The sequence below is a fragment of the Agaribacter flavus genome, from assembly GCF_042646125.1.
Lineage (GTDB): Bacteria > Pseudomonadota > Gammaproteobacteria > Enterobacterales > Alteromonadaceae > Glaciecola > Glaciecola flavus.
This window is the reverse complement of the sequence record NZ_JBHRSW010000014.1, coordinates 148,205-166,467: the sequence shown is the minus strand read 5'-3', so window position 1 is coordinate 166,467 and position 18,263 is coordinate 148,205. Positions and strand designations below refer to the sequence as shown.

Annotated in this window: 12 protein-coding genes; 1 reads left to right on the top strand and 11 read right to left on the bottom strand. The window is 42.0% G+C overall.

From position 1 onward, the window contains the following. Positions 1-14: 14 nt before the first annotated feature. The 9 genes from pepN to rluC all read right to left on the bottom strand — a co-directional run bounded on the left by pepN (position 15) and on the right by rluC (position 10,980). Positions 15-2,630 (bottom strand): aminopeptidase N, encoded by a 2,616-nt coding sequence (pepN, locus tag ACFOHL_RS08540; RefSeq protein ID WP_376919802.1) that lies wholly within the window; start codon positions 2,628-2,630, stop codon positions 15-17. A gap of 64 nt (positions 2,631-2,694) precedes the next feature. Continuing rightward, positions 2,695-4,158, bottom strand: a complete 1,464-nt coding sequence (gene nhaC / locus ACFOHL_RS08535) for a Na+/H+ antiporter NhaC (protein ID WP_376919801.1) — start codon at positions 4,156-4,158, stop codon at positions 2,695-2,697. Positions 4,159-4,161: 3 nt separating this feature from the next. Beyond that, on the bottom strand, positions 4,162-5,490 hold the full coding sequence (locus ACFOHL_RS08530; protein ID WP_376919800.1) for a sodium-dependent transporter: 1,329 nt from the start codon (positions 5,488-5,490) through the stop codon (positions 4,162-4,164). 344 nt (positions 5,491-5,834) lie between these two features. Then, on the bottom strand, positions 5,835-7,892 hold the full coding sequence (gene prc / locus ACFOHL_RS08525; protein WP_376919799.1) for a carboxy terminal-processing peptidase: 2,058 nt from the start codon (positions 7,890-7,892) through the stop codon (positions 5,835-5,837). Positions 7,893-7,905: 13 nt separating this feature from the next. Continuing rightward, the gene (gene proQ / locus ACFOHL_RS08520; RefSeq protein WP_376919798.1) at positions 7,906-8,568 is read right to left on the bottom strand and encodes an RNA chaperone ProQ; all 663 of its coding nucleotides are present in this window, start codon (positions 8,566-8,568) and stop codon (positions 7,906-7,908) included. Positions 8,569-8,620: 52 nt separating this feature from the next. Beyond that, positions 8,621-8,881 (bottom strand): hypothetical protein, encoded by a 261-nt coding sequence (locus tag ACFOHL_RS08515; RefSeq protein ID WP_376919797.1) that lies wholly within the window; start codon positions 8,879-8,881, stop codon positions 8,621-8,623. A 32-nt stretch (positions 8,882-8,913) separates the two neighbouring features. Further along, on the bottom strand, positions 8,914-9,384 hold the full coding sequence (locus ACFOHL_RS08510) for a GAF domain-containing protein (RefSeq protein ID WP_376919796.1): 471 nt from the start codon (positions 9,382-9,384) through the stop codon (positions 8,914-8,916). Between the two features lie 5 nt (positions 9,385-9,389). Continuing rightward, a complete protein-coding gene (locus ACFOHL_RS08505) occupies positions 9,390-10,064 on the bottom strand; it encodes an HAD-IA family hydrolase (protein ID WP_376919795.1) in 675 nt (224 codons plus the stop codon). Then, positions 10,042-10,980: a 23S rRNA pseudouridine(955/2504/2580) synthase RluC gene (gene rluC, locus ACFOHL_RS08500; protein ID WP_376919794.1), complete on the bottom strand. Its 939-nt coding sequence runs from the start codon at positions 10,978-10,980 to the stop codon at positions 10,042-10,044. Before rluC ends, ACFOHL_RS08505 begins: the two co-directional genes overlap by 23 nt. 674 nt (positions 10,981-11,654) lie before the next feature. On the opposite strand from rluC, the gene rne reads away from it, so the two are divergent. Next, positions 11,655-14,522: a ribonuclease E gene (gene rne, locus ACFOHL_RS08495; protein ID WP_376919793.1), complete on the top strand. Its 2,868-nt coding sequence runs from the start codon at positions 11,655-11,657 to the stop codon at positions 14,520-14,522. A gap of 81 nt (positions 14,523-14,603) precedes the next feature. On the opposite strand, the gene ACFOHL_RS08490 is transcribed toward rne, so the two are convergent. Both ACFOHL_RS08490 and topA read right to left on the bottom strand, forming a co-directional pair. Next, on the bottom strand, positions 14,604-15,236 hold the full coding sequence (locus ACFOHL_RS08490) for a putative glycoside hydrolase (protein WP_376919792.1): 633 nt from the start codon (positions 15,234-15,236) through the stop codon (positions 14,604-14,606). Between the two features lie 233 nt (positions 15,237-15,469). Then, entirely contained in the window at positions 15,470-18,133 is a 2,664-nt protein-coding gene (topA, locus tag ACFOHL_RS08485) for a type I DNA topoisomerase (protein ID WP_376919791.1), read from the bottom strand. Between the last annotated feature and the right edge of the window lie 130 nt (positions 18,134-18,263).

Here is an 18,263-nt window from a genome sequence, read left to right as displayed (position 1 = left end):
GAGCAGACGTGCCGTTAAGTGTCTGATGCAAGCGCTTTGCTGGTTTTTTCGAACAAATCTTTACTCAACTCTTTACTATTAAAAATACGCTCTAACTGGTGTTTCATATGGGCTTTATAAGAGGCATCGTATTGCTTAAATTGCAGTAAAGGCGTAATGATTCTACTGGCGACTTGCGGGTTGATTTTATCAAGTTGCAACAAGTAGTCTGCCACATATTTGTAGCCCAAGCCGTCTTTTTGGTGAAACCCTGATAGGTTGTAAAACGCAAAACTACCAAGTAACGCTCTGACTTTATTGGGATTACGCTGATTAAATTGGCTATGCGCTTTGAGTAAATCTAAACGCGACAGTATATCACTGCGTCGAGCTGTGGCGTGCAGGCTAAACCACTTATCCATAATAACGGCATCATGCGTATATTCACTCTCAAACTTGAGCATAAGTTCATCAAATACAGCGATATTCGTAGCTTGCGCGACTTTCAAACAGTTTAATTTATCGCTCATATTATCTGCATTCGCGTACCTTTTGCGCAAAGTAACTAGTGCTGCGTTTTTGCCTTGTTCACTCAAACTCGCTAACTTTAACCAAGCCGCATATATCGCACGCGCATTAACTTGCTCAGTACTGTATTCATATTCACTTTGAATAAAGTCTTGGCAACGCAACAAAGCATATTCACCAAGCTCATCAGCAAAAGCCTGTTGAACAGCTTGAATAGCAGCATCAAACCGAATGGGATCGATACTCTCCAAGCCTACTCTAGCCGCCTCAAAACTCGGTACGGACAAGAGTTGAGCCAGCACATCGCTTTCAATTGAATTACTCTTTAACACGTTTGCGTACTTAGCGAGTACAGCCTTAGTTTCTCTCTGCGTTAAGGAATCAAAATCTTCTAAATAGCAGGTTTGTATGCATTTGATAAATAAGCCTTGGCTCGCATCCCACTTGGCATAGGAAGAATCCGCATACTGAATAATGTGGAGTAACTCGTCGATTGCGTAGTCATATTCGACAATAATGGGCGCAGAAAAATTATCAAGCAACACCGGCGTCACGTTTTCACTTTCGACAGTAACGGAGACCTTATCGCGATCCACAATGATATTGCCGTTATTCAAGCTACTCACCTTTATCTCTTGCCCAGATTCGTCTAAAAACTTGGTTGAAATAGGCACAAACAATGGCTTTTTATTCGCTTGGTCAGGTGTTGCAGCGTTAATTTGTGTAAATTCAAATGTGGTGCTTTTTCCTTTGTTTTCACTCCCAACTTTTCGCACCTTAATCAAAGGGGTACCGCTCTGAGAATACCAAAGTTGAAAGTGCCTCAAATCGACATTATTTGCACTCGCCATTGCATCAACAAAGTCATCACAGGTTACGGCTTGCCCATCGTGACGGGCAAAGTATAAATCCATGCCTTTTCTGAAACCCTCTTTGGTCAACAATGTGTGTAACATGCGGATCACCTCTGCACCTTTGTCATAAACAGTAACCGTGTAAAAGTTGTTCATTTCCATTACTTCATCAGGACGAATGGGATGACTCATAGGGCCTGCGTCCTCAACAAATTGATGTTCACGTATTACCTTTACTTGCGCGATCCTTGTCGATAGATAGCTGCTCATATCAGCACTAAACTGCTGGTCTCTAAAAACAGTCAGCCCCTCTTTTAAGCTGAGTTGAAACCAGTCTCTGCAGGTCACACGATTACCAGTCCAATTATGAAAATATTCATGTGCAATAATAGATTCAATATTGAAATAGTCTTCATCTGTCGCTGTTTGTGGATCAGCTAGTACAAATTTCGAATTAAATACATTTAAGCCTTTGTTTTCCATGGCTCCCATATTAAAGAAATCTACAGCTACCACCATATAAACAGCTAAATCGTATTCCAAACCATAGGTCTCTTCATCCCATCGCATTGCTTTTTTCAATGAGTCCAAGGCGTGCTGCCCTTGCTTTAAGCGTCCTTTTTCTAGATAGAGCTCTAAGTTAATTTGGCGACCACTGAGCGTACTATAGCTGTCTGTTAATAGATCAAAATCCCCCGCCACTAGCGCAAACAAATAACTGGGTTTGGGGTGTGGGTCGTGCCAGACCGCGATGGCAGTGTCACCATCTTGATAACGTTTGACTAGATTTCCATTAGACAATAAAAACTTGTCTGTTTCGCATTTCGAGCGAATAGTCACAGTAAAAACAGAGAGTACATCTGGCCTATCAAGGTAATAGCTTATTTTACGAAAGCCTTCGGCTTCGCACTGCGTGCAATACGTGCTTTGTGTGTAGTACAAGCCTTCCAAGGATGTATTAGACTGAGGATCAATTTGCGTTGTGATTTCAAGTTCAACATTTTCCTCGTCAATATTCAAACTTAAACTATATTCATCAAATTGATATTCATATTCACCTAAGCTACGTCCATTCACACTCACCGACAGTAACAGAAGGTTCTCTCCATCTAACTTCAGTTGTGTCGCGTTTATGTTTTCTTTTTTGATATGCAAACAACTGGTCACAACCGTTTTGCTTGGCGATAAGTCAAAGGTCAAAAAAGTGGAACGAATAGAAAAATCAGGCTGTTGATAATCAAGCCTACGTTTGATTAGGTGCTCGGTCATGCTCAGTATTCCTAGACAATCAAAAAGGCGCGAGTGCGCCCTATTATTTGGGTGACATTACCCTTTAGCGAGTAATCTCGATTTTTGGTGGCGTTAAACGCAATATTTTAATACCAAAATAAGCATAGATAACCGCAAGTATCGGGTTTATTAAATTAAAGAACGCGTAGTAGATGTAGTCAAGCGGATTGACTTGTAACACACCGTGCATGTAAGCACCACAAGTATTCCACGGAATAAGTGGAGAGGTAATGGTTCCGCCATCTTCCAAACTTCTCGAAAGATTGAGCTGATGAAGATCACGTTTTTGGTATTCCTCCTTGTACATACGACCAGGCATAACAATCGAAATGTATTGATCGGCTGTGACTATGTTAGTACCAATACAAGTCAATATCGTCCGGCTCACCATGTCTCCTGCACTGCGAGCGCCTTTGAGTATGGCTGATACGATAGATTTCAACAAACCCACGCTTTCTAACACCGCACCAAACGACATTGCACAAATGATTAACCAAATTGTGTTTAGCATGTTTGACATGCCGCCACGTGATAGCAAGCTATCTAAATCCTCATTTCCCGTGCTAAAGCTCACACCATCAAACATGGCTATCCAAACTACTTGGAGGCTTTTTAATGCATTGCCATGCGTAGAGTCAATCATAGACAATACGAGTTCTTGCTGAAATAAAACCGCCCAAATGCCGCCAACTACTGCGCCAATCGCTACGGCAGGAAAGGCCGGCATTTTATTGATGGCTAGAGTCAACAATACAAACAATGGGATAAGTGTATACCATGCAATATTAAAGTTATCGTCTAAGAGCGTTCGCATTTCTGCGATTCTGGAACCGGCATCACTCGTATCTGCCTGAAAACCTATAATAATAAAGAGTGTCATTGCAATGACAAAACTTGGTACTGTTGTCCATAGCATGTACTTAATGTGCTCAAATAGGTCTGTGCCGGCTATTGCAGGTGCTAGGTTGGTGGTTTCTGACAAAGGGGACAACTTATCGCCAAAATAAGCACCAGAAATAATTGCACCTGCAGTAATAGCTAGAGACATATCCATGCCCGTCGCAACGCCTATCAACGCGACCCCGACCGTTGCCGCTGTCGTCCAAGAGCTACCTATACTCATCGCAACAATCGCACAGACCAAGCATGCTGCAGCATAAAATAAACTCGGATTAAGTAATGCTAAACCGTAATAAATTAGTGTCGGCACCGTACCGGCTAACATCCAAGTGCCAATGAGTGATCCGACTGCCATCAAAATCAAACAGGCACCTAGAGACATAGAGATACCTTTAACTACCCCCTTTTCAATCGACTTCCAAGTGTGCCCATTTTTCAAGCCGATAACAGAAGCGACAAACATACCGGTCAATAAAGCGATTTGATTGGGACCAAACGATGAATCACTTCCAAATAAAAAGACCGCTCCGCCCATCATGATGATTAACAAAACAATTGGGAGAAGAGAATCCAACAGTGAAGGTTCTTTGATTAGTTTGTCATCCATAATTTATAGCACCGAAAAGTAAAAATTTAAGCCTATGAATAAAGGGCACAGTAACTTCACATACCACGGCCATATCTTCCAAAACCAGCTATTTTCGGCTTGGTCATTACCATTTTTCAACTCGTTTAGTATTTCATTGCGCTTCCAAATCCACCCCGCAAAAATACACAAAAGTAAACCAAGTAGTGGTTGGCTGTATTCTGTTGTGATAGTGATTACCAAACCAAATAGCGCGCCGAAGTTAAACACAATTACTAGGCTCGCAATAAAGACCACGAAGGTGATTATTTGCGTCGCACGATTTCGAGAGAATTTTTTTGCGTCCACCATATAGGAAACCGGCACTTCCAGCATTGATATAGAGGAAGTCAGTGCCGCGATTACCATAAGCAAAAAAAATGCTGACGCGATAACAGTCCCAACGTACCCAATGCTTTCAAACAAGGATGGCAGTACAGAAAAGATGAGGGTTGGTCCAGAAATTAAACTGCCATTTTCATTGAAAATTTCTACACCATTATTTAGTGCGACGTACATCGCAGGAATAATAAGCATGCCCGCTAAGATAGCAACACCGATATCAACAAGCGCAACGGATGCACCAAGTGAAGGTAAGTTTTCTTGTTTTCGCACATAAGAACCATAAACCAACATAGTACCCACACCTAAAGACATGGAAAAGAACGCCTGTCCCATTGCATCCAACATAAGACTTGGAGATAAAACACGCGAAACATCAGGTACCAAAAGTGTTTTCCAACCTTGTATTGCGCCAGGTTGAATACTTACATAGACAATCAACAACAGCATCAAAACAAACAGTGTGGGCATTAGGCGCACTGACCATCTTTCTATCCCTGCACTAACCCCGCCAATCACAACAATACACGTAAAAACTAGAAAAGCAGCGGTAAAAATTAGGTTACGCGTAATAGAATCTGCAGTAAGCCAAGGTACGCTAACATTGATAACACTTAACAGTGCCTCAACTAAGTATGACAACATCCAACCGGCCACAATAGCGTAAAAGGCGAGAATCAACATCACGGTAATTGCGCCAATACTGCCGACAATTGTACCCATTACGTTTCCAGATATACTGCGCAATGCGTCAATCATGTTTGCTCGCTTTGCGCGACCAATAATCAACTCAGCCATCAATACTGGGTAAGCTAACAAAAACGCCATTGCTAAATACATGATGATGAATGCAGCGCCACCATTTTCGGCAACTTTGGTGGGGAAGCCCCAAATGTTCCCTAAACCTACTGCAGAACCAGCCGCAGCTAGAATAAATCCTAGCCGGGAAGAAAATTGCCCTCTTGACGCCATGAAAACCTCATTTTTATGAGAGGCTGTTTATCTTTGTTTATTATTTGTGCTGCCGGTCATTAATTCGTCAAACAACGCTAAATTCACGTGGTTTGGTGGTTCCAAATGAGTGAATTTAGAGGCCGTGTGACGAATTAATGGCCGCAGCCCGAAGGATTGGCTCTAAAATTGGATAATACTTCGTTGTAGTTGGCTTATCCAATTTTAGAACCAACACAAAAAATAACCAAAGATAAACAGCCTCTATTATTTTATTGGCTATTATTATCCCTATAAATGTAAAAGCTCAACAAACAAGAGCTTTGTTTACTGAACCTCTACACTTGCTGTTTTTTTAATACAGCTTAAGAACGGGTATTTAAAGCATAGCTGCCCGTTTTTATCATATCACTTGTGATATTAACCGCCTCTGTCAAAAACGGGTCGATCTCTTCTAATTTTTCCGGTAACTCGTCTTCTAGCGATTCAACTTTACTCAAGCCCATCCTTTCAAGGCGCTCGTTGACACGAATCAATCGTTTCTCGTCATTTTTCTTACTTTCCGCTTTTCGTTCAGACGCTACTAAAGAGATAAACTTCTTGTCTTTATTCTTTTTATACTCTTCGATGTCATCATAGATATACTGAAACTCTGGGTCTTTAACGACTCTAGCATTGTGTTTAGCGGTAAGTACATCAATCATGTTGTGACTGTTTGTAACCGTCACATAGTTTGCTCGCTTTATCTTGTCCCAAGGCAAAGCGTTCTCTTCTTTGCTCTCGCCCCACTCTTCTGGCTCAATTGCACTGGGATATAAGATATCAGGTTTAACCCCTTTGTGCTGGGTGCTGCCGCCGCTGATGCGATAAAACTTAGCCATCGTGTATTGTACGGCGCCCAGTTTATTTTCGTAAAAGTCGTAAATACGGCCTAAAGAACGATGTTGCTGAACTGTCCCTTTACCAAAGGTTTGTTCGCCAATGATTATTGCTCGATTAAAGTCTTGCATAGCAGCGGCAAATATTTCGCTTGCCGACGCACTAAATCTGTCCACTAACACGGTTAAAGGACCGTCATACGTGACTAAACCATCCCTATCTCGGTTAACCTCAATATGCCCGTTTTCTCGCCTAATCTGCACAATTGGCCCTTTATCGATAAACAGACCAGATAAGGCAACGGCTTCAGGAAGAGAGCCTCCGCCATTTCCTCTTAAGTCTACAATGACACCTTGCACATCTTGTTCATTAAATTCGTTTAATAGCTTGATAACGTCAGCATGTAAGCGGTGATAAAAAGATGGAATTTCGATCACACCAATTTTTTTGCCATCTTCTTGTTCATATACTTCTGATTTTGCCGCCTTATCTTCTAACTTGACCTTGTCACGGGTTATGGCCACATCAATTACTTTTTTGCTATCCGAGCCACCTTTTTGTACCTGTAATTTAACCGAGCTTCCCTTAGGCCCCTTGATCAGTTCAACGACTTCGTCGAGACGCCAACCCACTACATCAACGTATGTTTCTTCGTCTTCTTGTGCCACACCCAATATTTTATCTTGTGGTTTAATTTCGCCATTCTTATCCGCTGGACCGCCAGCCACAACACTCACTACTACGGTATGATCATCTTCGCTACGCAGCACTGCCCCAATGCCTTCAAGGGAGAGATTCATGTCCATTTGGAAGCGTTCGGTATTTCTGGGGGAGAGGTAACTAGTATGTGCCTCGATGCTTCGCGCAAATGCATTCATGACTGTTTGAAACACATCTTCACTATTCGTTTGCGAAAGTCGACGGATAGCTCGCTTGTAACGCTTGTTCAACAGAGTTTTAGCTTCTTCCACCGTTTTGTCAGCGAGTACTAAATTCAGCGCATCATATTTTACGCGTTGACGCCATACTTCATCTAATTCTTGACTTGTCTGCGCCCATTGCGCATCTTCTCTGTCGTAAAAGAACTTGTCACCTGCTTTTTCAAAGTCAAATTCCTGTTCCAACAAGGAGAGTGCAAACTCTAAACGCGCTCTACGACGTTCAAGATTTAGAGAATACATATCGTAAGCAATTTCTAAATTACCGACTTTGATAGCCTCATCAAATTTTTCTCTATATTTGCTAAATTGTTCAATGTCCTTAGCTAAAAAGAAATGTTTACTGTTGTCGAGTGCGTCCAGATATTTATGAAAAACTTTTTCAGACAGCGCATCGTCAATACTGACTTTTTTGTAGTGAGCGCGAGTAAATAATTCTGAAATGCGCGTGGCTGCTTTAGCATGCTGTTCTTCTTGCGCTAAATCGGGAATTTCTACAGATTCGGTTGCCACTTTTGCATAAGCAGGTGCAAAGTAAAAATTAGCAAACCCGATAAAGGTAGTCGCTAAAAACAGCTTTTTAGCTGCGAAACGCTTTACATTCATTCAATTACCTCAATTAGTCTTTGACCAAGATCCTAAGTTTATCTTGCTGTACTTTGACCGACATACCTGAATTAAGTTGCACTAATATACCGTCTTTAGCAACTTCGGTAATAACTGCTGGCATTGGTTGTCGACCCACTTTTACTGATACAGAAAGACCTGGTTTTAAGTCTTTTTCTTCAATTTTTACTGCAATATGCTTAGTATTTTTGGTTTTCACTGCGGGGGTTTTGCTTGCGGAAGTGTCTCTACTTCCAGAGTGACTTCGGTTTGAATCACCCTTTACATGTTTAAATCTGCTACTTTTCGTTTTACGTTTTTCTAGTTTTTCTTTTTCGCGCTTTTCAGCCGCTCGCTTTTTACTCTCTTTAAGCTGCTCGGCAGCATGCTCTGCATGCTCGGTTTCTACTAAATCGCCGGGTTCACCCTCTAAGTTAATACGGGCGTTGCCTTTTTTTACCGCTGCTAAGTATTTCCAACTACTTGTGTAGTGACGAAGGCTCATTCGCAATAGGCGTTTACTTACCAGCTCTGAGTCTTCGAAAGTTGCAGCTAAGTCTTTAAAAATGCCGATTTTTAATGGCTTAACATCCCCGTCTACAATGAAGCATTTTGGAAATTTTTCAGACAAAAATGTAAGTGTATCTTTGGTATTAGTTAGCTTCTGTTGTTCCATTAATTATATCTATCAAAAGGATGGTTAGTCATAAATCTATATTGTCATTATTTCAGTTATTCAAAAGATGATCCACCCAATCCACTAAATCATCAGTGTCAATATCCACTAAATTCGAATCGGTGTGCCATTTTTCCCATACTGCAGTTAGCTTTTCATTTAACTTATCGGTATCCATATCCTGATCTGCTTTGTCATACGTTAAGTGCAATAGCATGTTTAGCGCTTCACTCGCTTCTTCGGGATCGTCATGCCAATCTTCCATGTCTGAAGGCGTTGATAAAAGCGTGTGGATATCAATCGTATCTTTCAATTATTTACCTTTTTGAGTTTGAATACTCTGTTTCAGGCAACAGAATTAAATAGCGAAGCAACGTGCAGAGCAATAGGACGAAGCCCTTTCGCATCTTGCTGATCAAACCTACCCACCGATGGGCTATCGATGTCCAAGACAGCGATGACTTTACCATTGCTTATAATTGGAAGAACAATTTCGCTATTTGAAGCAGCATCACATGCTATATGCCCGTCAAAAGTGTGGACGTCATAGATAACTTGCTCTTTGGCTTCTACCGCTGCTGTTCCGCATACCCCTCTTCCCAGTGGGATGCGAATGCATGCCGATTTACCTTGAAAAGGCCCTAGCACTAATTCGTCATCTTTTAGCAAATAAAACCCTGCCCAATTGATATCATCCAAACCATAAAAAAGAATCGAGCTTATATTTGCTAAGTTTGCAATCAGATCGGGTTCGCCTTGTGTAATGGCAGACACTTGTTGTGAAAGTGACTCATAAATGACGTTTTTATTATCCATACTACTCAATACCCTAGATATTGTTTTATTTCACTAAAGCTATTAATAATACCGATGGGATTATGTTTAGCTAAGCGAGTTTTATCATGTACACCATAAGATACAGCCAGTCTGTGCATGCCAATTGCCTCTGCCATTTGCATGTCATAAACGGTGTCCCCTACCATTAATACCTTATCCGCTTTTACTTGCCATACATCCAAAAGTTGCAACAGCATATCTGGAGAGGGTTTACTTTTTGCTTCATCCGCGCATCTTGAGGCATCAAAAAACAAAGCACTTGATGAATTTTCCCAAGCTCTCTCTAACCCCTTTCGCGCTTTCCCCGTTGCCACGCCCAACACAAAATCATCTTGTAGTTCAGCCAAGGTGTCATATACCTCTTCAAACAGGGGACACGGAATACTATCACTGCGAATAAAGCTTTCTTTATAGTGCCCCGCAATCGTATTGGCGGCCTTGATATCGACATCGAAGAGTTGCTGTATGGCAGGGATTAAACTGATACCAATAATATTTTGTATTGCCTTATCTGATGGCACATCCAAATTTGACTTAATCGCAGCTTGTTTCATGCAGCTGACAATTTTTGCAGATGAATCCATCAATGTACCATCCCAATCAAATATAATATGACTGTACTTTATATCCAATGCTTTATTTCCAATTTGTGACGACATTTTTCAATTGTTGATCGTAGGGCGCAGTAAAATGCACCGTTTTTTCCGTATGAGGATGTAAAAAGCTCAGTTGATAGGCATGCAAAAAAAGGCGATTGCAGTTCAGATCTTTAATACGTTGATCAAACGCTTTGTCTCCATATTTACTGTCATTTGCAATCGGATGACCAGCATGTAAGCAATGTACCCTTATCTGGTGTGTTCGCCCAGTGACAGGTTTACATTCTATGAGTGACATATTTTCGCCTGTTCGCAGCAGCTTAATGAGTGTTTTGCTTGGTTTACCTTCAGGATGCACCTGTACCATGCGCTCTCCACCTTGCAACAAGTTCTTTAACAAGGGAGCGTCTACTTTTTGTAAGCGTTTAGGCCAAGTTCCTTTGACTAGCGCGTGATACACCTTGTTGACCTGATTGTCTCTCAACTGCTGATGAAGGTTTCTGAGTGCTGAGCGTTTTTTTGCAATCACAAGACAACCTGACGTGTCTCGGTCTAAGCGATGAACAAGTTCAAGAAAATCTTGCTGCGCTCGAGAAGCACGTAAACCTTCAATCACCCCATAATTTAAACCACTTCCGCCATGCACAGCGATACCGGAAGGTTTGTTAATCACGATTAATCGGTCGTCTTCAAACAGTATGCTCTTATTGATTATATCAATGGCTTTATTTGACGGCTGCGCACTTTGTTTTTCGTCAAGGCGAACAGGGGGAACTCGAACAGCATCGCCGACATTCAACTTGTATTCTGGCTTAACTCGCTTTTTGTTAACTCGAACTTCACCCTTGCGCAAAATTCTGTAAATTTTACTTTTGGGCACACCTTTCAGTTTAGATAATAAATAGTTATCAATCCGTTGACCTGCGTTGTCATCGGTAATACTAAGAAACTGCACTTGTTGAAATTTTTCTGACATGTATGCTCAAGGGTTGTATTCGACGAGGTAATATAGCGGTGGATAAGGTCGAATAAATTCAAAATTTGTTTTTCATGGAAGAAAAACTAAAGCGTACATGGATATGTTCGCAGCGTTTTTGAATTTATTCGACCTTATCCACCGCTATATTATCTCGCCATGGTAGATTGTAAAAAAATTCGACATTTAGGTGTTTAATCTATATGTGAATAAAATTTATTGTGATATTATCGCACGGCTTGGAGTCGACCTGAATAAAATTTTTGCATTTTCAGTGCCTTATTCTACAGTGTGATTGTAGTGACCATAGAGTGTACAGTTAAAATGAAAAGTTCTGGACGGCATTAGAATCTGATGATTTTAATTGCGCCACAAACTGAATAACTTCAAGCAACATAGATTTTTACCGGTAGCTGAGACCTGAATATAGGTAAGCAGAGTAGATAAAAGACAACGTCATTTTAGCCAGCTGCCTTAGATTGATAAAAATAGAACGACTTAACAGCGAATAAACTAAGTGTAAGCATCACCCCGTATTTGAAATGATGAAATTTTAGATACTAGTATTTAAATAAATTGAAACGCAATACATAAAGAACGAAACACACCCACAGTCGTGAGACTCTGAGCAAAATAATTTGCTGCTAAGTCTGTATAATACAGAGTTAGACAATATGAAACGTATGTTAATTAACGCCACTCAGCAAGAAGAGTTGCGCGTAGCCCTTGTAGACGGCCAAAAACTCTACGACCTCGATATAGAAAGCCCAGGCCACGAACAAAAAAAAGCAAATATATACAAAGGTACCATCACTCGCGTTGAGCCGAGTTTAGAAGCCGCATTTGTTGATTACGGCGCCGAGCGTCATGGCTTCTTACCAATGAAAGAAATAGCACGCACCTATTTTCCTGACGGTTATCGATTTGAAGGTAGACCGAATATAAAAGAGGTTATTTCTGAAGGAACAGAAGTCATTGTTCAGGTTGATAAAGAAGAGCGCGGACAAAAAGGCGCAGCCCTTACCACCTTCATATCCTTAGCAGGTAGCTATCTGGTACTCATGCCTAACAACCCACGTGCTGGGGGTATCTCGCGCCGAATAGAAGGTGAAGAACGCACAGAATTAAAAGCCGCCTTAAGCGGCCTAGATGTCCCGCAAGGCATGGGTCTGATTGTGAGAACCGCAGGCGTCGGAAAATCTGCGGATGAGCTGAAGTGGGATTTAAACGTTCTCAAACACTACTGGGAACAAATATCTACGGCAGCCGATGCGAAGCCAGCCCCATTTTTAATTCATCAAGAAAGCAACGTTATAGTTAGAGCTATTCGTGACTACCTTCGCCGAGATATAGGCGAAATCTTAATTGACAAACAAGGTGTTTACGAGCAAGCGCTAAAACATATAGAGCTTGTCCGCCCGGATTTTGTTAGTAAAGTAAAGTTGTATCGCGGAGAAGTGCCTTTATTTTCTCACTACCAAATTGAAAGCCAAATTGAGTCCGCTTTTCAACGTGAGGTGCGTTTACCATCAGGTGGTTCGATCGTTATCGACCCTACGGAAGCACTGACTTCTATTGACATTAACTCTGCCAGAGCGACAAAAGGCGGAGATATAGAAGAAACAGCGTTAAATACAAATTTAGAAGCGGCAGATGAAATTGCCAGACAGTTACGACTGAGAGATCTTGGCGGCCTTGTCGTCATAGACTTTATTGACATGTCTCCAGTCAAACACCAAAGAGAAGTGGAAAACCGCATGAAAGATGCGGTGCGCAGTGATCGTGCGCGCATTCAACTCGGTAAAATTTCGCGCTTTGGTTTGCTCGAAATGAGTCGCCAACGCTTGCGCCCTTCTCTAGGAGAATCCGCGCATACTGTCTGTCCTCGTTGCGATGGGCATGGCACGATACGCGGCATTGAATCAACTGCATTGGCCGTACTTCGGATTTTGGAAGAGGAAAGTATCAAGGATAATACGGGTCAAATTGAAGCACAATTACCAATATCAGTTGCAACTTATTTACTCAATGAAAAGCGCGCCGCAGTGCAGAGTTTGGAAAAGCGTCAGAAAGTCAACTTGCTTATTATCCCCAACCCGAATTTAGAGACGCCTAAATTCCAAATTGTTAGACGTAAAACAGCTGATGTCGTGACTGAGCATAGTTATAATTTAGAGTTGGTTCAAGCTACTGAAGAAGTAAAAGAGTCAAGCAACGCTCAAGTTATCAAACGTGAAGAACCTGCTTTGCAAGGTATGACAGCACCTACTCAAGCACCTATTGTAAAACAGGAAACCAAACAGTCTCCTGGCTTATTGGCTAAACTAGGCGCTTGGTTTAGCAAGTTGTTTGAAGAAGAAAAGGAAAAACCTAAAGCAAAAGGGCGTCAACAAAATCGCAGAAACGGTAAAAATGACAAACGCCGACAAAACAATCGTGGCCGCCAGAATCGCAATGCTCGCAACAACGATGGTCAAAACAAACCTGAAGGGCAAGATAAGCGCACCGAGAATAAGCAGGATCGCAACACTAAGCAGGAACGTACTAATCAAGACAAAGCCAAACAATCTCGGGGCAACAGTGCTAACAATCAAGATAAGCAAGCACAACGCAAGCCTCAACAGCGTAAAAAACCGGCGCAACGCAGAAATAAACGCGCCGAACGTCCTAGTGTACGAGTAAAAGACGATGCGCCAGTCAGTGACAAGGTTTTGGAAGAAAATAATACAGCTGTAATTTCCGCTGAAACTAAGCCACAAGTTCCTGATTCGGTAACAACACCGGTAGCTGAAGCGCCAGCTGTTGAAAAACAAGCAGAATCACTTGAAGTGACTTCTCCAAATCAAAAAGCGGTAGAAGAAAACACGAAGCCTGCAAGCACAAGTGATGTTTCTACTTCTGCAGTGGAAGCGGAGTCAGAAGAGAAAGCTGAAGCTAAAGAAGATAAAGCGACCACGGGACGTGTGAGAACAAGGCGTACACCTCGGCACACACGCGTAGCAGGACAAAAACGCAAACAAGAGAAAGAAAGCACTGCAGAGTTAGAAGCAGCCCCTGACACTGACACAGCGTCTGAGCTAAAAGAAACACCTGATGCGAAAAGGGGGGGCGCAACAATAGATACTACAACGACAGAAGCCAAGCTCTCAGACGACGTGCAACAAGCAGAATTATCCTTTGATAACTCTGACCCTGTCATTCACGAAAGCTCAGAAGAAAATGTAGTGGCGCAACCTGTACAAACAGAAATGCCACTGGAAACAAATACGAGTGAAAACATTTCTGCAGAGAGCGATACTGGAGTAAGCAGTGATAATTCATCTCAGGCTGAGACTAATAACATCATTACGAAAGCTTGGGAATTTACCTCACACCCTATGGCTCGTCCTGACAGTATCACTATGCCACCCATGTCTGATACCCATCCGATTATGAAAGAAAGTGATCGCAAGGAGATTGCTGGTACGCGGATACCCGCTATTATCGCCAATGCAAGGTCAAATGCCAGCGCACCAATTACCACTCCAGCCTCTGTAGACTAAAGGTATATACAACTAAAAAACGCCCTTGTAGAACAAGGGCGTTTTTTTTGTCTTAGATTTGAGTCCGCTAAACTATTGTGTTTAGCACTGATTAACAGCTTGGGACAAGGTAATGACTTCGACAGAAGAAATTTCCAACTCCATTTTGCCTGAAGTATGCAACATGAAAGGTGTAGTGACGGCTGACAAATCAATTTTGCTTTGGTCAAAACAAGCCATTGGAATCGTCACATTAGACCACTCTCCAACCGGTAAACGAGACAATACAGATTTAAGTTGAACACTCGCTCTACACTTCCAATCCCATTTGCATTCCATCGTTAGCTCGACAAGCTCATCGGGCTTTCGCAGGACTTTTGTTCTAATGTTCAAGGCTTTAGATTGATAATTATCGCCCAAATTAGCATGCATCTGGCGGTTAATCACTGTTATAGTATGGACATTCGTATCTGCACTACCCCATTGATTTTTAACGCCTCGAGGACGCCACTTGAAGCGAACGCCGCTCACCTCGTCTTCGGTAAATGGTGTCGCAATGAGCGAGCCTTTTGCGGTTTTTTGCTTTTTATCGGTAATAACTTTTTTGCCAAAGGATAAGCTCAATTCATACGGAGAAACGGCTTTACCATCTGCCAAGATCGGCGTAGTACTTGCCTGAGCCATGCCTACCACTAAAAACAGCGAACAAAGGCTGACTTTTTTTAACAGTCTCATCGTGACCTCCAGTAACTGCTAGAAAATTCAACTAGGGATACTAACCTAAGCAAAGTCCATTGCAAAGCGCAAACTCGTATAATGTATAGCGTTTTTACGGAGGCTACAATTGGGAGCGTCCTTATTTGGTCGCAAAACCGCTACGAGTATATCCATATACGCTTTGATTTTTTTTCCATGAAAAATAAATTTTGCGACAAAATAAGGCCTCCCAATGCTAACCCACCTAACAGCTACTTTTTACGTTTGTCTTCAACCACCCACTTACCGTCTTTATACCAAGCTGACCAACCTGAAGCCTTTGCCTTGCTCTCTCCTTTGCTAGGTTTAAGCTCAGACATAATATACTGTTGTTTTGTTTTTCTGCTAAAACGAACAATCGCGGGGTTGCCATCGGGATCCTTTTCGGGCGCATCCGCTAGATAATAAAACGTTGGCGATAAGCGCTCTCGAAAACGTTTTAACTCACTCACCAGTGGCGCACGCGTTTCTCTTGACTTAGGAAATGTTGATGCCGCTAAAAATATACCTACTGCACCATCTCTTAACACAAAATAAGCCTCCGAGTTTGCACAGGCGAGTTCAGGCAAGTGCACAGGGTCTTCCTTAGGTGGCGCTGCTTCACCATTTTTTAGTAGCTTGCGGGTGTTTTTGCATGATTCATTGGTACAACCAAAGTACTTACCAAAGCGTCCATTTTTTAATTCCATATCACTTTGGCATTTGTCACACTCAATCACGGGTCCATCGTAGCCTTTGAGTTTAAAGCTACCGGATTCGATTTCAAATCCAGGGCATGTTGGCGTATTGCCACAAATGTGCAGGCGTCTATTCTCGTCAACAAGATAACTATCCATCGCTGTATCACATATTGAACAACGTTTTTTAGCGCGGAGTACTTCCGTTTCAAGCTCTTCTTCTGAGGCGCTGACGACTTCTTCTCCTGGAGTGAGATTCATAGTATTCGTACAGCGTTCTTTAGGTGGTAGATTGTATCCGGAGCATCCCAAAAAGACGCCTGTACTTGCTGTTCTCAAGTTCATTTGACGACCACACTTAGTGCATTCTACATCGACTGGAACAGCTTGATTAGGCCGCATTCCTCCTTGTTCGCTATCGAGTTCAGCTTTACTCAGCTTAGTAGAAAAATTATCGTAGAACTGATTGAGAACTTGTTTCCAACTCAATTCACCGTAGGCGATGTCATCTAAGTGCTGCTCCATATTAGCAGTAAAATCGTAAGAGATTAGGTCTGAAAAATTTTCTACCAAGCGATCATTGACGATTTCGCCCATTTTTTCTGCATAAAAACGTTTATTGTCTAGCTTTACATAACCTCGGTCCTGAATCGTCGAGATAATACTTGCATACGTAGAGGGGCGACCAATTCCGCGCTTTTCGAGTTCTTTTACTAGTGAAGCTTCGTTAAAACGTGCAATCGGTTTAGTAAAGTGTTGTTTGGGATCCAAGTGTTTTAACTGCAACACATCGCCTGGCTTGACATTGGGCAGTTCCGTATCTTTGTCGTCCTTTTTCTTTATTTGCGACAGCACAGTGGTCCAGCCATCAAAAATGAGCACCCTTCCCTTCACCGTCAATTCAAATTCTGTGTTGCCGCTCGGCACCCCAGATGCCCGAATAGTTGTTGAATCATATTTGGCATTTGTCATTTGGCAGGCAACAAACTGGCGCCAGATAAGGTCATACAAACGCTTTGCATCGTTTTCCATATCTGAAAGGCTAGTTGATTTGATGACGACATTACTTGGTCGAATTGCTTCGTGCGCTTCTTGTGCGCCCTCTTTACTGCCGTATATTATTGGAGATTGAGGTAAGTACTGATTGCCATAGTTATCACTAATATAAGCACGACAGGTTTCAACTGCCTCTGCACTCAAATTTGTCGAATCTGTACGCATGTAGGTAATATGCCCGGCTTCGTACAAACGCTGCGCCATCATCATGGTTTTTTTAACGCCAAAACCCAGCCTTGTACTAGCAGCTTGTTGCAAAGTCGAAGTAATAAACGGTGCAGAAGGCTTACTTTGCGTAGGTCTAGAATCACGACTCACCACTTCATATTTGCTTTGTTCTAGCTGTTCTACGGCCTGTTCAGCTTGCGTTTTGTTGAGTGGCTTAAACGCCTTACCATCTTGCTTGGCGACCAACATTTTAAGTGAATCGCCTTTCTGGGTGTGCAAATCCGCATGAATATCCCAAAATTCTTCTGGTACAAAGGCTTTAATCTCTCGCTCACGTTCTACAACTAGACGCACCGCCACAGATTGCACTCTGCCTGCAGACAGCCCTCTGGCCACTTTCTTCCAAAGCAGTGGAGACAACATGAAACCCACTACCCTGTCTAGAAAGCGACGCGCCTGTTGTGCATTTACTCTTTCAATATTTAGTTCACTAGGGTGAGAAAACGCTTCCTGAATGGCGGTTTTGGTGATCTCGTTAAATACAACCCGCTGAAACTGCTTGTTGTTGCCTTTTAACAGCTCTTGAAGATGCCATGCAATGGCTTCCCCTTCTCTATCCAAATCGGTCGCGAGATAAATGGTGTCTGCATCTTTTGCTAGCTTTTTGAGTTCGCTGACGACCTTTTCTTTACCTTGCAAGACTTGGTAGTGCGCTTTCCAATCATTTTGTGGATCGACGCCCATACGGTCAACGAGCTTTTTGTATTCGTATTCTTTTAAATATTTTTGTTTTTTATTCTCGGTCCATTCTTTTAATTCTTTTGCTGTTTTTTTAGGCGGAACCAAACCTAGAGACTTAGTTGGCAAGTCTCTGACATGACCAACACTGGACTTTACAACAAAGTTTTTGCCTAAATATTTATTTATCGTCTTTGCTTTTGCTGGCGACTCTACTATAACAAGGGATTTACCCATTTATATCAAAAACCTTATATAAATTAGACACTTGAAAAAAACAATTATTGAAATTAGACAAGTGTAGATTAATTCTTCTTTTTTAACATATATCTACAAAGTGAATAGAAAACAAGTTGTTCTATATATT

Excerpts from the sequence above, each read along its gene's own strand:
- ACFOHL_RS08490 (WP_376919792.1), bottom strand. The coding sequence starts at position 15,236 with ATGAGACTGTTAAAAAAAGTCAGCCTTTGTTCGCTGTTTTTAGTGGTA.
- prc (WP_376919799.1), bottom strand. The coding sequence starts at position 7,892 with ATGAATGTAAAGCGTTTCGCAGCTAAAAAGCTGTTTTTAGCGACTACC.
- nhaC (WP_376919801.1), bottom strand. The coding sequence starts at position 4,158 with ATGGATGACAAACTAATCAAAGAACCTTCACTGTTGGATTCTCTTCTC.
- ACFOHL_RS08510 (WP_376919796.1), bottom strand. The coding sequence starts at position 9,384 with ATGGATAATAAAAACGTCATTTATGAGTCACTTTCACAACAAGTGTCT.
- ACFOHL_RS08530 (WP_376919800.1), bottom strand. The coding sequence starts at position 5,490 with ATGGCGTCAAGAGGGCAATTTTCTTCCCGGCTAGGATTTATTCTAGCT.
- pepN (WP_376919802.1), bottom strand. The coding sequence starts at position 2,630 with ATGACCGAGCACCTAATCAAACGTAGGCTTGATTATCAACAGCCTGAT.
- rluC (WP_376919794.1), bottom strand. The coding sequence starts at position 10,980 with ATGTCAGAAAAATTTCAACAAGTGCAGTTTCTTAGTATTACCGATGAC.
- ACFOHL_RS08505 (WP_376919795.1), bottom strand. The coding sequence starts at position 10,064 with ATGTCGTCACAAATTGGAAATAAAGCATTGGATATAAAGTACAGTCAT.
- topA (WP_376919791.1), bottom strand. The coding sequence starts at position 18,133 with ATGGGTAAATCCCTTGTTATAGTAGAGTCGCCAGCAAAAGCAAAGACG.
- proQ (WP_376919798.1), bottom strand. The coding sequence starts at position 8,568 with ATGGAACAACAGAAGCTAACTAATACCAAAGATACACTTACATTTTTG.
- rne (WP_376919793.1), top strand. The coding sequence starts at position 11,655 with ATGAAACGTATGTTAATTAACGCCACTCAGCAAGAAGAGTTGCGCGTA.